At 67.1% G+C, this 15,716-nt stretch carries 11 protein-coding genes; 4 read left to right on the forward strand and 7 right to left on the reverse strand.

Annotation, left to right across the window (positions count from 1 at the left end; translation table 11 throughout):
- Positions 1 to 308: 308 nt before the first annotated feature.
- The 3 genes from M9799_RS15075 to M9799_RS15085 are packed head-to-tail and all read left to right on the forward strand — an operon-like array spanning position 309 to position 2,606.
- Positions 309 to 446: a hypothetical protein gene (locus M9799_RS15075; protein ID WP_231044691.1), complete on the forward strand. Its 138-nt coding sequence runs from the start codon at positions 309 to 311 to the stop codon at positions 444 to 446.
- The gene (locus M9799_RS15080) at positions 443 to 2,353 is read left to right on the forward strand and encodes a hypothetical protein (RefSeq protein ID WP_263725519.1); all 1,911 of its coding nucleotides are present in this window, start codon (positions 443 to 445) and stop codon (positions 2,351 to 2,353) included. Before M9799_RS15075 ends, M9799_RS15080 begins: the two co-directional genes overlap by 4 nt.
- Before the next feature lie 49 nt (positions 2,354 to 2,402).
- The gene (locus tag M9799_RS15085; protein ID WP_231044693.1) at positions 2,403 to 2,606 is read left to right on the forward strand and encodes a hypothetical protein; all 204 of its coding nucleotides are present in this window, start codon (positions 2,403 to 2,405) and stop codon (positions 2,604 to 2,606) included.
- Positions 2,607 to 2,609: 3 nt separating this feature from the next.
- Here M9799_RS15085 and cobA read toward each other — a convergent pair whose 3' ends face one another.
- The 5 genes from cobA to putA all read right to left on the reverse strand — a co-directional run bounded on the left by cobA (position 2,610) and on the right by putA (position 13,405).
- Positions 2,610 to 3,401, reverse strand: a complete 792-nt coding sequence (gene cobA, locus M9799_RS15090; protein WP_422689483.1) for a uroporphyrinogen-III C-methyltransferase — start codon at positions 3,399 to 3,401, stop codon at positions 2,610 to 2,612.
- A 15-nt stretch (positions 3,402 to 3,416) separates the two neighbouring features.
- Entirely contained in the window at positions 3,417 to 6,245 is a 2,829-nt protein-coding gene (locus M9799_RS15095; protein WP_231044695.1) for a nitrate reductase, read from the reverse strand.
- 13 nt (positions 6,246 to 6,258) lie between these two features.
- Positions 6,259 to 6,645 carry a nitrite reductase (NAD(P)H) small subunit gene (locus M9799_RS15100; RefSeq protein WP_231044696.1) on the reverse strand — a complete coding sequence of 129 codons (387 nt, stop codon included), beginning with the start codon at positions 6,643 to 6,645 and terminating at the stop codon, positions 6,259 to 6,261.
- A 10-nt stretch (positions 6,646 to 6,655) separates the two neighbouring features.
- Positions 6,656 to 9,121: a nitrite reductase large subunit NirB gene (nirB, locus tag M9799_RS15105; RefSeq protein ID WP_231044697.1), complete on the reverse strand. Its 2,466-nt coding sequence runs from the start codon at positions 9,119 to 9,121 to the stop codon at positions 6,656 to 6,658.
- A gap of 537 nt (positions 9,122 to 9,658) precedes the next feature.
- Positions 9,659 to 13,405: a trifunctional transcriptional regulator/proline dehydrogenase/L-glutamate gamma-semialdehyde dehydrogenase gene (putA, locus tag M9799_RS15110; RefSeq protein ID WP_231044698.1), complete on the reverse strand. Its 3,747-nt coding sequence runs from the start codon at positions 13,403 to 13,405 to the stop codon at positions 9,659 to 9,661.
- A gap of 94 nt (positions 13,406 to 13,499) precedes the next feature.
- On the opposite strand from putA, the gene M9799_RS15115 reads away from it, so the two are divergent.
- On the forward strand, positions 13,500 to 13,988 hold the full coding sequence (locus M9799_RS15115) for an Lrp/AsnC ligand binding domain-containing protein (RefSeq protein WP_231044699.1): 489 nt from the start codon (positions 13,500 to 13,502) through the stop codon (positions 13,986 to 13,988).
- A 216-nt stretch (positions 13,989 to 14,204) separates the two neighbouring features.
- On the opposite strand, the gene M9799_RS15120 is transcribed toward M9799_RS15115, so the two are convergent.
- Together M9799_RS15120 and M9799_RS15125 are read right to left on the reverse strand one after the other, a co-directional pair.
- Positions 14,205 to 14,738 (reverse strand): GAF domain-containing protein, encoded by a 534-nt coding sequence (locus tag M9799_RS15120; protein WP_231044700.1) that lies wholly within the window; start codon positions 14,736 to 14,738, stop codon positions 14,205 to 14,207.
- On the reverse strand, positions 14,731 to 15,699 hold the full coding sequence (locus M9799_RS15125; protein WP_231044701.1) for a Bug family tripartite tricarboxylate transporter substrate binding protein: 969 nt from the start codon (positions 15,697 to 15,699) through the stop codon (positions 14,731 to 14,733). The genes M9799_RS15120 and M9799_RS15125 overlap by 8 nt, the downstream gene beginning before the upstream one ends.
- Between the last annotated feature and the right edge of the window lie 17 nt (positions 15,700 to 15,716).

The following is a 15,716-nucleotide window of genomic DNA, read 5'->3' on the forward strand; positions in this document are numbered from 1 at the left end:
TTCAACACAGACTCCTGGCTGTCTTCGGCCATCAGCAAAAGCATGCCTCAAAAATAGTGAACTTAAATCGCATATCGGTTACCAATAGTTTTCTTGAGCGGATGCTACTTGCTCCTTGATCTGGCGGGCAGCTGATACGGACGCTGTAAGAGAGGTCATGGGAGATGCCAGCTTATCTCTGCTGGATCGGCTGTCAGCCTACATCGCAGGTTGACCGCAGTCGCTGCTGTCCAGCTGGCAGCGCCCGACCCGGGCCTGTAGCGATGCACTACCGATTCAACTCGCAAAACCGTATTGGAAGGAAGATGATGAACCGTTACCAGGATCTGCTTGAAAAACAGCTGATGGGCGTCGCGCCTGCGGAGGCGCTGCTCGAGAACTACAAGGACGAAAGGGTGGAATTGGCCATCGACTCCGCCATGCAATGGGACAAGGAACATCCATGATGAATTATCCAGCCATTGCCGCTCATGGTGGCCCCCGCCCTATGGCCCGCGCCTCGCATAATGAAGGAATACCACCCGGTGGTGTGGGACACATGCCCGAAAACAGCCTGCCGCAGCCCGGGCCCATCGAAGTGGATGAGGGTCAGTGGCTTGTCCCGTGGTCGGCAGATGATGTGCCGCATACTGTGCCCTTGATTGCGGCTGCCGGCGTCAGCATATGCCAGCCGCTCTCTAACGGTACGACAGCCGCTATCGCTAGACAGTACATGAGCGAAGCAAAGAATGAGGCCATCTCATTGGATGATGATTGCTATCATCTGCATGATTTGATAAATTCTTGCGATGGCGGACCGATGACTGTGCCACACCCCGATCGTCTATTGCCAGCGGAGTTCGGCGTGCCAGATAAGCTGCGCAATTGGGCGCAGGCGATGTCGGGGGGATTGACAGCATTTCAGTCGGCTCTGGACGAGATGTTGGCTGCACCAGCGGTACCGGCAGCACCTGCAGCACCGGAAGCAGCGAGCATGGCCGCAGTGGCCGGCGTGCCGAAGTCTGACTTTGCGGCGCAGAGCGTCGGGACGACTGGGGCCGCTTACCTGTGCTTAAAGGCGTTGCGCGAGCATCCCGAATTGGCGACGACCTATAAATATACGGTGAGCCGTATCAGGACAAGAATAAGCGAGTCGAAAGCCAAGCTCGAACAAATCGAGTACCGGCTGGACTGGCTGAAAGGCCGCCATGATGTCGAAGCGCGTATGACCATGGTGCAACATGCGCGCGCGCAGAAGCTGCGCAGCTTGCGCTTCGAAGCGGAGAGCGTAGCCATTTCGGGCAGGGCCGCCATGGTGGCGCCGGGCAGGAAGGTTCGTCTGAGCGATGGCGGCCTGCGTGCGCAGGTGCTGGGCCTGGCGGAGCGCGCCAAGACCGCCTTCGACGCATTCCTCACGCATGCCGGTGCGGCGCTGGGCTGGATATATGCCTTCTTCGGGCCGGCCACCGATGACGGGCGCGACGCGGCACGTCTGCATGAGCAGCAACATGCCAAAAGAATCGAGTCGACTCTGAGGGCCCTGCAGACCATTGCGCCACACAGCCTGCTGAACAACAAACTGTGCCTTGAAGCGCAGGCAATGCTTCGCGCGATCAAGGCGGGCGTCGCCCACCGAGAGTATCCGGAGGTGGGCAAACAATTCATCATGGGCGAGAACCTCGTACGTGCACTGATGAGTGCCAAGGTGCCGAGCTTTGGGTCCATAGCTTATGACGGCGCAAACGCACATGGTGGTTTGAATGCTGTGTCTTCCACGCTAGCCACCGCGCGCGCCGTCGCCTGGTATCTCGATGCCATTGCCGATCTGGATGCAGATGCCAGGCGGGCGTCGCCTGGCACTCCGGAAGTCAAGCGCAGGGGAAACAGCTTGATAGTGGCCGATCCGCAGCGCCGCCTGGCCGGATTTTTGATGAGTGCGCCGACCGCACATACCGCGATCATGGCGGGACGCAAAGATGCGGCGCTTTCCACGGCAATCACCATCGATGATCACCGTGCCGGCATGCCTGGGGGCATGCACAGCATGCAGATCGAGTCGGTGGTGGACGAGGAATCGAATACTGTCGGGCTGCGGCTGTCGTTCACGGCACAGGGTGATCGTCCTGTCTACCAGCCTTTGGCAAACGAAGCTCGGGTAATGGACCGGATGAGGACCGCCCCGCATATGTCCCGCGCCCCACTGCCGGCGGTCAGCCAGGATTACTCCGGCTGGTCTGTCGACAGGCTCGCTGCGCACTTTCAGGCACTGAAAGAGCAGGTCCGACAGGAGGCGATCGTGTTCAAGGCAGATCAGCGTCTGCTGCTGGACATCGCTGTGCCGGGCATGCCCCAGCTGGTCGCCAATTACGCATGACGCGCTGCCTACCGGGCGACAATGGCGCCTTTGAGCAATCGAGGCGTCTATGAATCATCCGGCCCATGCCGATCTCCTGGCCCGCTACCGCAAGGCAGCGGCCGAAGCCCAGCAAAAGGAGCAACTGGTGCGCGTGGTTGCGGCCAAGGGCCCACGGGCCATCCAGCTGGCCAGCGAAACCGCGGCCAAGGCGGTTCGCCGGCGCAAGGTGCTGGAGTCCCAGCTCGAGCAGCTGGGCATCACCGAGCGCTAGAACTCAGGCGCAGGCGGCCAGCGGCGTACTTTCCATCCACTGGGCAAAGCTGCTGGCGCAGCGCACCACGTTCCCCACCACCAGCACGCTGGGGCTGCCCAGCTTTTCCTGCGCCACTACCTGCGTGAGCGCATCGAGCCGCGCAATCGCGTGGCGCTGCTGTGGCAGCGAGGCGTTCTGGATCACGGCCACGGGCATATCCGCGGGCAGGCCCTGCAGCAAGCCATGCGCGATGCCGGCCACGCCTTTCATGCCCATGTAGATCACCAGCGTCAGCTGCGCGGCATGCGCGGTGGCGGCCAGCGCCGGCCAGTCGATGGGGGCTCCGCCCGGGCGGGTGTGGCCGGTGATGAATACCACGCCCTGCGCATGCGAGCGGTGCGTCAGTGGCGCGCCGATCTGCGTGATCCCCGCCAGGCCCGCGGTGATGCCGTTGACGACATCGACTTCGACGCCCGCAGCGCGCAGGTGCTCGGCTTCCTCGCCGCCGCGTCCGAAGATGAACGGGTCGCCGCCCTTGAGGCGCGCCACGTTCTCGCCCGCCAGCGCGTTGCTCAGCATCAGCTTTTCAATGAAGGGCTGCGGCGTGCTCATGCAGCCGCCGCGCTTGCCCACCGGGATGATGCGCGCGCCAGGCGGGGCCAGCGCGAGGATCGCATCGCTGACCAGATCATCGGCCAGCAGCACCGTGGCGGCTTGTATTGCCTTGAGCGCCTTGAGCGTCAGCAGCTCGGGATCGCCCGGGCCGGCGCCCACCAAGGTGCAGCGGCCCGGGGAGCGAGACGGTTCGGTGATGTGGGACATAGGGCCTCAGGCGTTGGTGGTTTCGGGTAGTGCGGCCACAGGTATGGCCTGCACCAGGCGTTTGAGTTCGGGAATGCAGGAGCCGCATTGCGTGCCGCAGCCCAGGCGCTGCTGCAGTTGCGCCAGGCGCTCGCCATCGCAGCCCGCGCATTGCGCCAGCGTCTGCCCGATGCGATCGGCGTTGACGTTCATGCAGCTGCAGACCTGGGCGCTGCGTGGCGCGGCCCCGCTGGGCGGGTGGGCGCTCTGGGTCAGAAGCAGATGGGTGGGTTGGGGCAGCGGCAGTTCGTCGGCCAGCAGCTGCGCGAGCCAGCTGCCGGCGCGCGTGTCGCCGGTCAGCAGCAGGACCTCGAGGCGCAGCGCGCCCTGGTCCAGGGGCTGCAGCTGCAGCGTGCGGCTTTGCTGCCGGCGCTTGTCTTCGTAGCGTATGGCGTGGGCGCCGCTCAGTCCCAGCAACTGCTCGATCTGCTGCAGCACTTCGGGCGCAGGCGGCTGGTGTGCCGCGGCGCGCAGGAGCACGCCGGTGCGTGTTCGCGCGGCGGCGCTCAGCGGCACCTGGCTGCCAAAGGGCGCGCAGGTGGCGAAGTCGAATTCCCCCATCAGCGCGGCCAGCGATTGGCGCGCTTCAAGCACGCTTTCCGCGGGCAGCCAGGCCATGGCCAGCAGCGACCAGGGCAGCTCCACCTTGCTGACCTTGACGGCCGTATGCTTGAGCTCGGGCTGCTTGGAGGTGGGGCAGAAGGCCGGCTGCGTCAGCGCGTTGATGCCCAGCAGCCGCTCGCCATTTTCAGCGCGGCCGCCGAGGAATTCGCTGCCCCAGTGCATGGCCATGAACAGCCGCGTGGGCGCCAGCTGGGTATCGGCCTGCACGGGCACCATCAATGTGCCGCGCCGGCTGGCGATCTGCACCAGCTCGCCTTCGGCGAAGCCGCGGCGCTGCATGTCCTGCGGGTGCATGTGCAGGCGTGGCTCGGCGGTGTGGCTGAACAGGCGCCCCAGCGTGCCGGTGCGGCTCATGCCATGCCACTGGTCGCGCAGCCGGCCGGTGGTGAGGCCGAACGGATAGCGCGCATCGACGGGCTCGGCCAGCGGTTGGTAGGACGCCGAATGGAAGCGCGCCTTGCCATCGGGGGTGGGAAAGATGCCGTTTTCATAGAGGCGTGCCTGGCCCTGACTGGCACCTTCAGGCATGGGCCACTGCTGCGGGCCCTGTTCCAGCCTCTCCCATGACAGGCCGGTGATATCGAGATCGCGCCCCGCGGTGCTGCTGCGGTGCTCCTCCCACAGCGCCTGTGGGCCTGCATAGGGAAACAGCGTGCGCTGGCCGGGCCGCAGCCTGGCTTCCAGGCGATGCGCCAGCTCCACTGCAATCTGCCAGTCATGGCGCGCCATGCCGGGCGCGGGCACGGCGGCGCGCACGCGCGAGATGCGGCGCTCGCTGTTGGTGACGGTGCCGATCTTCTCGCCCCAGCTGCTGGCCGGCAGCAGCAGATGCGCATGGCGCGCGGTTTCGGTGGTGGTGAAGGCCTCCTGTACCACCACCAGCTCGGCGCGCTCGAGCGCGCGCTGCACCATGCGTTGGTCGGGCATGCTCTGCGCGGGATTGGTGCAGGCGATCCACAGCGCCTTGATCTGTCCGTCGGCCGCGGCCTCGAACATCTCGATCGCGGTCTTTCCGGGCGCGGCCGGCACCTCGGGAATGCCCCAGAGCGCCGCGACTTCGGCGCGGTGCGTGGCGTTGGCCAGATCGCGGTGGCCGCTCAGGAGATTTGCCATGCCGCCTACCTCGCGCCCCCCCATCGCATTGGGCTGGCCGGTGAGCGACAGCGGCCCGGCGCCGGGCTTGCCGATCTGGCCCGTCGCCAGATGCAGATTGATCAGCGCCGCGTTCTTCGCGGTGCCGCTGCTGCTTTGGTTCAGCCCCTGGCAGTAGAGACTCAAGCTGGCAGGGGATTGCGCAAACCAGCGCGTGGCCTGCAGCACGTCGTCGACGCGCACCCCGCATTCCTGCGCGACGCGCTCGGGCGTGGCGCTGCGTACCAGGTTCTTGAGTGCTTCGAAGCCCGTGGTGTGGGCGGCAATGTAATCGCTGTCGATCCAGCCTTCCCAGAGCATCAGGTGCAGCATGCCGTGGAACAGCAGCACATCGCTGCCCGGCGCGATCGGCAGGAACAGATCGGCCAGGCTGGCGGTGTCGGTGCGGCGCGGGTCGGCAACGATGATCTTCATCGCCGGGTTCGCGGCCTTGGCGGCTTCCAGGCGCCGGAACAGGATCGGATGCGCCCAGGCCATGTTGCTGCCGACGATGAACACGCAATGCGCGCGCTCGATGTCTTCATAGCACGCCGGTGGCGCATCGGCGCCCAGCGTGGCCTTGTAGCCGGCCACCGCGCTGCTCATGCACAGCCGCGAGTTGGTGTCGAGGTTGTTGGTGCCCAGCAAGCCCTTGGCCAGCTTGTTGAAGGCGTAATAGTCCTCGGTCAGCAGCTGGCCGCTGAGATAGAAGCCCACGGCGTCGGGGCCATGGTCGGTGACGATGCGCGCGATCTCGCTGCTGGCCGTGTCGAGCGCCGCATCCCAGCTGACCGGCACCGGCGCCGCGCCGCGCTCCAGGCGCTGCATTGGCTGCAGCAGCCGGGCCTGGCGCGTGACTTCGGCCGTCGCCGTGAGATGCAGCGTGCTGCCCTTGGTACACAGCTTGCCGAAATTCGCCGGGTGCAGCGGATCGCCCTGCACGCCGGTGATGCGGCCGCCTTGCGCTTCGATGACGACGCCACAACCCACGCCGCAATAGGGGCAGGTCGAGCGCGTGTGGGTGACGGGGAGGGCGCTCATGGGCGGCTCCTGCTCAGTGCGTGCAGGCCGTCTTGCGCGAGACGGGGCCGGCGATGGGCCGGGTCTGCCCGGTGGCATGTTCGGCGAGCTGCTCGGCATCGAGATAGACCAGGCCCTCCTCGAGCTTGACGCGAAAGCTGGGCGTGCAGCCCTCGTCGGGCGCGGCGGCATGGCCGTCGCAGCCGATGCTCCAGTTGTGCAGCGGGCAGGCCACGCTGTTGCCCAGCACGATGCCCTGCGACAGCGGCCCGCCCTTGTGCGGGCAGCGGTCGAGCAGCGCGAACAGGCCGTCGGCCTCGTTGCGGAATATCGCGACATCGAGGCCGTTCTCGCGCGCCACGCGGCGCGCGCCCAGCCGGGGGATATCGTCCAGTGCGCAGATGGCAATCCAGTCGTACATGTTTTCTCCTTCAGGCGGGCAGGGCGGTGGCGACGTGGGCAACCGGCGTGAACTGACGCTCATCCACGGCCGCCTTCTGCAGCTCGAACCAGGGATCGGGCTCGCCATCGAGCGCGAACTGCAGCCGCTCCCAGAGCTCGGCGCGGCCGGCGTGGTCTTCGAGAATGCGCTTCTTAACGTAATCGAGCCCCACGCGGTTGACGTAGTGCACGGTGCGCTCGAGGTACCAGCCTTCCTCGCGGTACAGCTGCATGAACGCGCCGGTGTACTCCAGCACCTCGGCCGCGGTCTTGACCTTGGTGAAGAAATGCGCGACCTCGGTCTTGATGCCGCCGTTGCCCGCGATGTGCAGCTCCCAGCCGCTGTCCACGCCGATCACGCCCACGTCCTTGATGCCGCTCTCGGCGCAGTTGCGCGGGCAGCCCGAGACCGCGAACTTGACCTTGTGCGGCGCGTACATGCGCCACATCGCGCGCTCCAGGTCTTTGCCCATCTGCGTGCTGTCCTGCGTGCCCATGCGGCACCATTCCGAGCCGACGCAGGTCTTGACGGTGCGCAGCGCCTTGGCATACGCATGGCCGCTGGGCATGCCGATGTCGCGCCAGACGTTGACCAGGTCTTCCTTCTTCACGCCCAGCAGGTCGATGCGCTGGCCGCCTGTGACCTTCACGGTGGGGATCTGGTATTTGTCCACGGCGTCCGCGATGCGGCGCAGCTCGTCGGCCGTGGTCTCTCCGCCCCACATGCGCGGAATCACGCTGTAGGTACCGTCTTTCTGGATGTTCGCGTGGCTGCGCTCGTTGATGAAACGGCTTTGCGGGTCGTCCTTGGCCTCCTTGGGCCAGGTGCTCAGCAGGTAGTAGTTGATCGCCGGGCGGCAGCTGGCGCAGCCGTTGGGCGTGCTCCAGTCCATGAAGCGGTAGACTTCGGGGATGCTCAGCAGCTTGTTGGCGCGGATGGCGTCGCGCACCACCTGGTGGCCGTGCTCCGTGCAGCCGCACATCGCCTTGAGCCTGGGCTTGGCGGAATAGTCGCCGCCGGCGGTGAACATGATGATCTGCTCGACCAGCCCGGTGCACGAGCCGCAGCTGGCGCTGGCCTTGGTGTGCTTGCGCACCTCTTCCAGCGTGAACAGGCCCTTGTCCTTGATGGCCTTGCAGATGCTGCCCTTGGTGATGCCGTTGCAGCCGCAGACCTCGTCGCCGTCGGCCATGGCGGCGGCCTTGCTGTGGCCCTCGTGGCCGCTGTCGCCCAGGTTGGATTCGCCGAACATCAGCCGGTCGCGGATGCCGGCGATGCTCTTGCCCTCGCGCAGCAGCTTGAAGTACCAGCTTCCGTCCACCGTGTCGCCATAGAGGCAGGCGCCGACCAGCTTGTCGTCGGCGATCACCAGCTTCTTGTACACGCCGCCGATCGGGTCGCTGAGCACGATTTCCTCGGTCTCCGCCGAGCCCTGGAAGTTGCCGGCGGAGAACAGGTCGATGCCCGTGACCTTGAGCTTGGTCGAGGTGACGGAGCCTTCATAGCGGCTGATGCCCAGTTCCGCCAGATGGTTCGCCAGCACCTTGCCCTGCTCGAACAGCGGCGCCACCAGCCCGTAGGCCACGCCGCGGTGCGCCGCGCATTCGCCCACCGCGTAGATGCGCGGGTCGGTCGTGGTCTGCAGCGTGTCGTGCACGACGATGCCGCGGTCGACATGCAGCCGCGCCGATTCGGCCAGTGCGGTATTGGGGCGGATGCCCACGGCCATGACCACCAGATCCGCCGGCACCTCGCTGCCGTCTTTGAAGCGCACGGCGCGCACGCGGCCCGCATCGTTGCCCAGCAGTTCCTGCGTCTGCGCGCCCATGAGGAACTGCATGCCGCGCTCCTGCAGCGACTTGCGCAGCAGCCTGGCGGCCGCCTCGTCGAGCTGGCGCTCCATCAGCCATTCGTTCACATGCACCACCGTGACCTGCATGCCGCGCTTCACCAGCCCGTTGGCGGCTTCGAGCCCCAGCAGGCCGCCGCCGATGACCACCGCGTGGCGGTATTGCGTGGAGGCATCGATCATGGCCTGGGTATCGGCAATGTCGCGGTAGCCCAGCACCCCCTGCAGCCGGCTGCCGGGAATCGGCAGGATGAAGGCATTCGAGCCGGTGGCCATGATCAGCCGGTCGTAGGGGGCACTGAGTTCCTCGCCCGCAGCGTTGACGGCGTGCACGGTGCGCGTCTGGCGGTCGATCCTCGTGACGGTGAAGCCCGCATGCAGCGTGATCGCGTTGTCGGTGTACCAGTTCCAGTCGTTGAGCACGATCTGCTCGAGCGTCTGCTCGCCGGCGAGCAGCGGCGACAGCATGATGCGGTTGTAGTTCGGGTGCGGCTCAGCTCCGAACACGGTGATGTCGTACATGTCGGGCGCGAGCTTGAGCAGCTCCTCGAGCGCGCGCACGCCCGCCATTCCATTGCCGACCATGACCAGTCTGGATTTCTTCATTGCTTGTCTTTCGTGGGCAGTGCTGAAAACAAAAAAGGCGCCTGTCCCTGCACAGCCTGGCTGTGGGGAAAGACGCCTTCGTCATGGGTTCAGGTCCACCGTTGCACCGAAACCCTTTGTGGCCTTCGGTGGCCACGGGATGGGTTAAGCAAGTTGCGGGCCAGGGCGGTTACGCGCAGAGGTGGTTTGGGGTGCGTTGGTTATGCACCGCTATGGGGAGGTGGATGCTGCTTTTGGGTGCGCGGTGAGGAAAATGCATTTGTGGACGTGGAAAATCCATGCTATTTCTTGAGGACAGGCCCGTCATCCTTCGATCCTTCGACAGGCTCAGGATCAGGACGAACGGACTAAAACCTGCCCGCCTCGGTGCCCCTGGCCCCCGGCCCCTGGGCCCCCGGTCCCCCGGCCCCCGGTCCCCTTGGCCCCTGGGCCCCTGGGCCCCCGCTCGCCCTGAGCCTGTCGAAGGGTGGGCGGCCTGACCTACCGCTCGCCCCAAGCCGTCGTGATGCGACGCGACTCGACCCCGAGGAAGTCCCCTCAAGCAATCGTCATCAGACTCGCGTTCCCCCCCGCCGCCGCCGTGTTCACGCTCAGCGCGCGTTCCATCACCAGCCGCTCCAGCGGCACGTCGTGCAGCGTGGAGGTGATGCCGGCAATCGGCCCCTTGCGGGCGGCAACCGCCTGCTGGATCTGCTGCAGGCCGATCGCCGAGCCATGGTGCAGCACGGCGTCGAAAGCCACTTCGGAGGCCGTCCAGTCGGGCACCAGCGCAATGGACTGGCGCACGGCCTGGGGCAGGCGCGCGAACAGGGGCTGGGTATCGGCGGGCCAGATGGCGCGGCTGCCCACCGCCAGCACCGCCGCCAGCTGGACCAGCCGGGCCTGGTCGCCTTCGGCCAGGCACAGCACGGCTTCGCGCGGGACCAGCGTGTAGACATTGCGCTCGCCCGTCGGGCCCGGCAGCGTCTGCGCGGCCTGGCGCGGCACCAGCGACTGGAAGCGCGCGCAGGCCGAGGCCAGCTCGTTCAGGCCCGAGCCTTCGGCCCAGCGCTGCAGTTCGCCCAATGCCGCGCCCGCGCGCCAGTGCGCCGAGGTATCGATCTCCTGCGCGCCCTGCGGCATGGCTTGCTGCAGCACATCGCCCGGACGCTGCGACAGCAGGCGGTAGAGATACAGCGGGCCGCCGGCCTTCGGGCCGGTGCCCGACAGGCCTTCGCCGCCAAAGGGCTGCACGCCGACCACGGCGCCCACCATGTTGCGGTTCACATAGACATTGCCCGCGTGTGCGGCGCCCACCACCTGGGCGATGGTTTCGTCGATGCGCGTGTGCAGGCCCAGCGTGAGGCCGTAGCCCGTGGCGTTGATCTGCTCGAGCAGCTGCGGCAGGTTGCTGCGGCGATAGCGCACCACGTGCAGCACCGGGCCGAAGATCTCGCGCTGGAGCTCGGCAATGGAGTCGAGCTCGATCAGCGTCGGCAGCACGAAGGTGCCTCGCGCCAGCGCCTCGGCGTCGATCTGCCAGCCGGTGCGCAGCACCTTGCGGCCCTTGGCCTGCATGGCGGCAATGTGGTCCTCGATGCCGTCGCGCGCCTGGGCGTCGATCACCGGGCCTACGTCCACGGCCAGCTGGCCGGGGTTGCCGATGCGGCTTTGCGCCATGGCGCCCTGCAGCATCTCGATGGTGCGCTCGGCGCAGTCCTCCTGCAGGCACAGCACGCGCAGCGCCGAGCAGCGCTGGCCCGCGCTGTCGAAGGCCGAGGCCACGACATCGGCCACCACCTGCTCGGCCAATGCCGACGAATCCACGATCATCGCGTTCTGGCCGCCGGTCTCGGCAACCAGCGGGATCGGCTGGCCGTTGCGGCCCAGGCGCGTTGCCAGCGACTTCTGCAGGATGCGCGCCACATCGGTGGAACCCGTGAACAGCACGCCCTGCACGCGCGCGTCGCCGACCAGCGTCGCGCCCACGGTTTCGCCCTGGCCGGGCAGGAGCTGCACCACGGCCTGCGGAATGCCTGCGTCCCACAGCCGCCGCACTGCATGCGCGGCCACCAGCGGGGTCTGTTCTGCGGGCTTGGCCAGCACCGGATTGCCGGCGGCCACGGCAGCGCTGATCTGGCCCAGGAAAATGGCCAGCGGGAAATTCCAGGGGCTGATGCAGACCACCGGGCCCAGCGGCAGATGGCTGCCGGCCACCAGGTCGGCGCGTGCCTGGCCCGCATAGAAGCGCAGGAAGTCCACGGCTTCGCGCACTTCGGCAATGGCGTTGGCGGCGGTCTTGCCGGCTTCGCGCGCCAGCAGGGCAATCAGCTGCGCCATGTCGGCTTCCAGCAGATCGGCGGCACGCTCGAGCATGGCTGCGCGCTCGGCAGGGGCTGTGGCAGCCCAGGCACCGGCGGCCTGCTCGGCGGCGGCAAGCGCATGCTCGACTTCATGCGAAGACGCTTCCCGCACCCGACCCACCAGATCGCGCAGATCCGCGGGGTTGCGTATCTCCACGCTGGCGCCCTCGAATGCAGCGGGTGCCGCCGTCACGGCAATGCCGGGCGCCAGCATCGGGACTGCGGACCAGTCGGTAGGTGCCTGCAGGGCATGGGCCAAGACCTGCAGCGTGTTTTCATTGGACAGATCCAGGCCGCGCGAGTTGGCGCGCGCCGTGCCATAGAGCGCCACGGGCAGGGGAATGGCGGGGTGCGGCGCGCCGAGCTGGCCGTCCGCGTCGGCCATGCGCTCCACCGTGCGCACCGGGTCTTCGACCAGCGACTCCAGCGGCAGCGCGGGGTCGGCAATGCGGTTCACGAAGGAGGTGTTGGCGCCGTTTTCCAGCAGCCGGCGCACCAGGTAGGCCAGCAGCGTTTCATGCGTGCCCACGGGCGCATAGATGCGGCAGGGGCGGCCCAGCTGCGCGACGACCTGTTCGTACAGCGGCTCGCCCATGCCGTGCAGGCACTGGAATTCATACTGCCCGGCGGTATAGCGCGCCGGATCGGCCATCTGGTGGATGGCGGCGACGGTGTGTGCGTTGTGCGTGGCGAACTGCGGGAACACGGCGTCGGGCGCCGCCAGCAGCTTGCGCGCGCAGGCCAGGTAGGCGAGGTCGGTATGGGGCTTGCGCGTGTAGACCGGATAGCCGTCCTGGCCGTCGACCTGGGCGCGCTTGATCTCGCTGTCCCAGTAGGCGCCCTTGACCAGGCGGACCATCAGCCGGTGGCCGCTGCGGCGTGCCAGGTCGATCATGAAATCGATGACCTGCGGGCAGCGCTTCTGGTAGGCCTGCACGACAAAGCCGATGCCCTGCCAGCCGGCCAGCTGGGGCTCGAAGCACAGGCGCTCGAGCAGGTCCAGCGACAGCTCCAGGCGGTCGGCTTCCTCGGCGTCGATGTTCAGGCCGATGTCGTAGCCCTTGGCCTGCACGGCCAGCTGCAGCACGCGCGGATAGAGCTCGTCCATGACGCGCGCATACTGCGCCCGGCTGTAGCGCGGGTGCAGCGCCGACAGCTTGATCGAGATGCCCGGGCCGGCCTGGATGCCCGCGCCGCCGGCGGCCTGGCCGATCGCATCGATGGCCTGGCGGTAGTCGGCCAGGTAGCGCTGCGCATCGTGCTCGGTCAGCGCGGCTTCGCCGAGCATGTCATAGGAGTAGCGAAAGCCTTTTTCCTCCAGGCCGCGCGCATGCTGCAGTGCGCTGTCGATGGTCTCGCCGGCAACGAACTGCTCGCCCATCACGCGCATGGCCATGTCCACGCCCTTGCGGATCAGCGGCTCGCCGCCCTTGCCGATCAGGCGCGCCAGCGTATTCGATAGGCCGGTCTCGCTGTGCGTCGCGACCAGCCGGCCCGTCAGCAGCAGGCCCCAGGTCGCGGCGTTGACGAACAGCGAGGGGCTGCGGCCCAGATGCTGGCGCCAGTCGCCCTCGGCGATCTTGTCGCGGATCAGCGCATCGCGCGTGGCGGTATCGGGAATGCGCAGCAGCGCCTCGGCCAGGCACATCAGCGCCACGCCCTCGCTCGAAGACAGCGAATATTCCTGCAGCAGGCCCTGCACCAGGCCCGCACGGCCGCTGGCGGTCTTGCGCTCGCGCAGCCCGCGCGCCAGCTGCAGCGCCAGGGCATCGGTGGCCTGGGCATCGGCGGCACTGGCGCGGGCCAGCGGCAACAGGCGGGTGACGGCTTCGGATTCCGGCAGGCGCGTCGTGTCGGTGATGGCCTGGCGCAGCGCTTCGCTCGCTGCAGGCAGCTGTTCGACGAAGGCGGGACGGGGGACCGGGGCGGAGTTGAGAGACATGATGTCGACAAATTAGTGGATGCGGCAATGTTGCATCGAGCTGACTAGAATATTCGTTCGAAATTTCCTCACTGCGCCGCATAAATAACTACCGATGGATACCGACCCGACACCGCAGCAGCTCGACCGCATGGACCTGCGCATCCTTTCGCTGCTGCAAAGCGATGGCCGCCTGTCCAACCTCAAGCTGGCCGAGGCCATCAGCCTGTCGCCCACCGCCACGCTGGCGCGCGTGCAGCGCCTCACGCGCGAGGGCTTCATCCTGGGCTACGAGGCGCGGCTCAACCCCATCAAACTGGATGCGGGGATGCTGGTGTTCGTCGAGGTGCTGCTGGACCGCACCACGCCCAATGTGTTCGAGGAGTTCAAGGTGGCGGTGCAGCTGCAGCCGGAAATCATGGAGTGCCACATGGTCGCCGGGGGCTTCGACTACCTGCTGAAGACGCGCAGCGCCGACATGAACGCCTACCGGGTGTTTGCCGGCAATGTGCTTTGGCAGCTGCCGGGGGTGCGGGAGACGCGCACCTATGCGGTGATGGAGGAGGTGAAGAACTCCTCGCATCTGCATTTGCGGGGGGTTTAGGGGGCGGTGCCCTGGATGAGGCCGGGGTAGAGCTTGTGAGCTGGCCCTTCACCCTTCGACAAGCTCAGGGCGAACGGTCAAATCCGTCTCCCGTTGGCAAGCTGAGGGCGAACGGTCAAATCCGTCTCCCGTTAGCAAGCTGAGGGCGCTCGGTGGATGTTAACCGTTCGTCCTGATCCTGAGCCTGTCGAAGGATCGAAGGATGGACGTCCTGTCCTATAGCTTGCGAACGCAATCCGCCACAACTACGCGCGCAAACGCCGCCAGCACCTCGATCTGCATCTTCTCGACTTCTGTCCAGGGGTCCTGCGGCCCCAGCACATTGAAAGTCGCGAAGCACCGGCCGTCGGCGCCCACCAGCGGCACATTCATCACCGACCGCAACCCCATCGACAGGATCAGCCGGTTGTCGTCGAACACCTGCGCCAGCGCCTCGGGGCCCTCGCCAATGAAGATCTCGCTGGACAGCAGCAGCTGGCGCGTCCAGGGCGTGAGCTGCTTGCGCTTGCGGCCGGCGACCGGGTATTCGGCCGGGCGCGAGGACCAGATGCGCTGCAGGTCGATGATCTCCGCCTGCTTCCCGGCCGCGGGCCACTCGACGTGGTTCACCGTGAGCAGACCATCGCCCAGCAGCTCCTGGCGCACGCGCTCGATCACCTGCATCGCGGCGTCGAGTCCCGGCGCGCGCGGCAGTTCGCGGCACAGCGCCTGGACGGCCGAGGCCGGCAACGTCAACAGGGCGTCACTCACCCTTGATTCCCAGTTCGCGGATGATCTTGCCGTAGCGGTCCGCATCGGACTTGAGCACCGCGGCGAACTGCGCCGGCGTGGTCTTGACGACTTCCACGCCGAGGCTGTCCATGCGCGCCTTGACGGCGGGGTCGGCCATGGCGGCGTTGGCCACCGCGTTCAGGCGGTCCACCAGGTCCTTGGGCATGTTGGCGGGGCCGAACAGGCCGTACCAGACGCCGAGCTCGTAGCCGGGCAGCGTCTCGCCCACGGTGGGCACGCCCTCGGGCATCAGCGCCGAGCGCTTGGCTTCGGTCACGGCCAGCAGCTTGAGCTTGCCCGACTTCACGTGCGGCAGGGTCTGCGTGCCGGCCGAGAACAGCACCTGGGTCTGGTCCGCCACGGTATCGACCACCGCCGGCGCGCCGCCCTTGTAGGGCACGTGCACCATGGTGACGCCCGCGGCCTTCTCGAACAGCACCGCGCTCAGGTGGTTGGTCGAGCCTTGGCCGGCGCTGGCGTAGTTCAGCTTGCCCGGGTTGGCCTTGGCGTAGGCAATGAAGTCCTTGAGGTTGTTGGCCGGCACCGAGGTGCTCACGACCATGGTGTTGATCACGTTGGCCAGCTGCGCGATCGGCGTGAAGTCCTCCACGCCCTTGAAGGGCATGCTGGCCATCAGCGCCGGGTTCATGGCGTGCGTGCTCATCGAGCCCACGAGCAGCGTGTAGCCGTCGGGGCGCGCCTTGGCGACGATGTTCGAGCCGATGTTGCCCGAGGCGCCGGCGCGGTTGTCGACGATGACCGGCTGGCCCAGCGCCTTCGTCATGCGCTCGCCCAGCGCGCGCGCCAGGATGTCGGTCGAGCCGCCCGGCGCCCAGGGCACGATCAGCGTGATCGGCTTGTCGGGGTAGGCGGCGGAGGCGGCGCCGGCAACGGCCAGCAGGGCGGTGGCGCACAGGGCGCGGATGCGTGAAGAGATCATGGTGGCTCCAGTGGATG

It is taken from the genome of Comamonas endophytica (genome assembly GCF_023634805.2).
Taxonomy (GTDB): Bacteria; Pseudomonadota; Gammaproteobacteria; order Burkholderiales; family Burkholderiaceae_C; genus Comamonas; species Comamonas endophytica.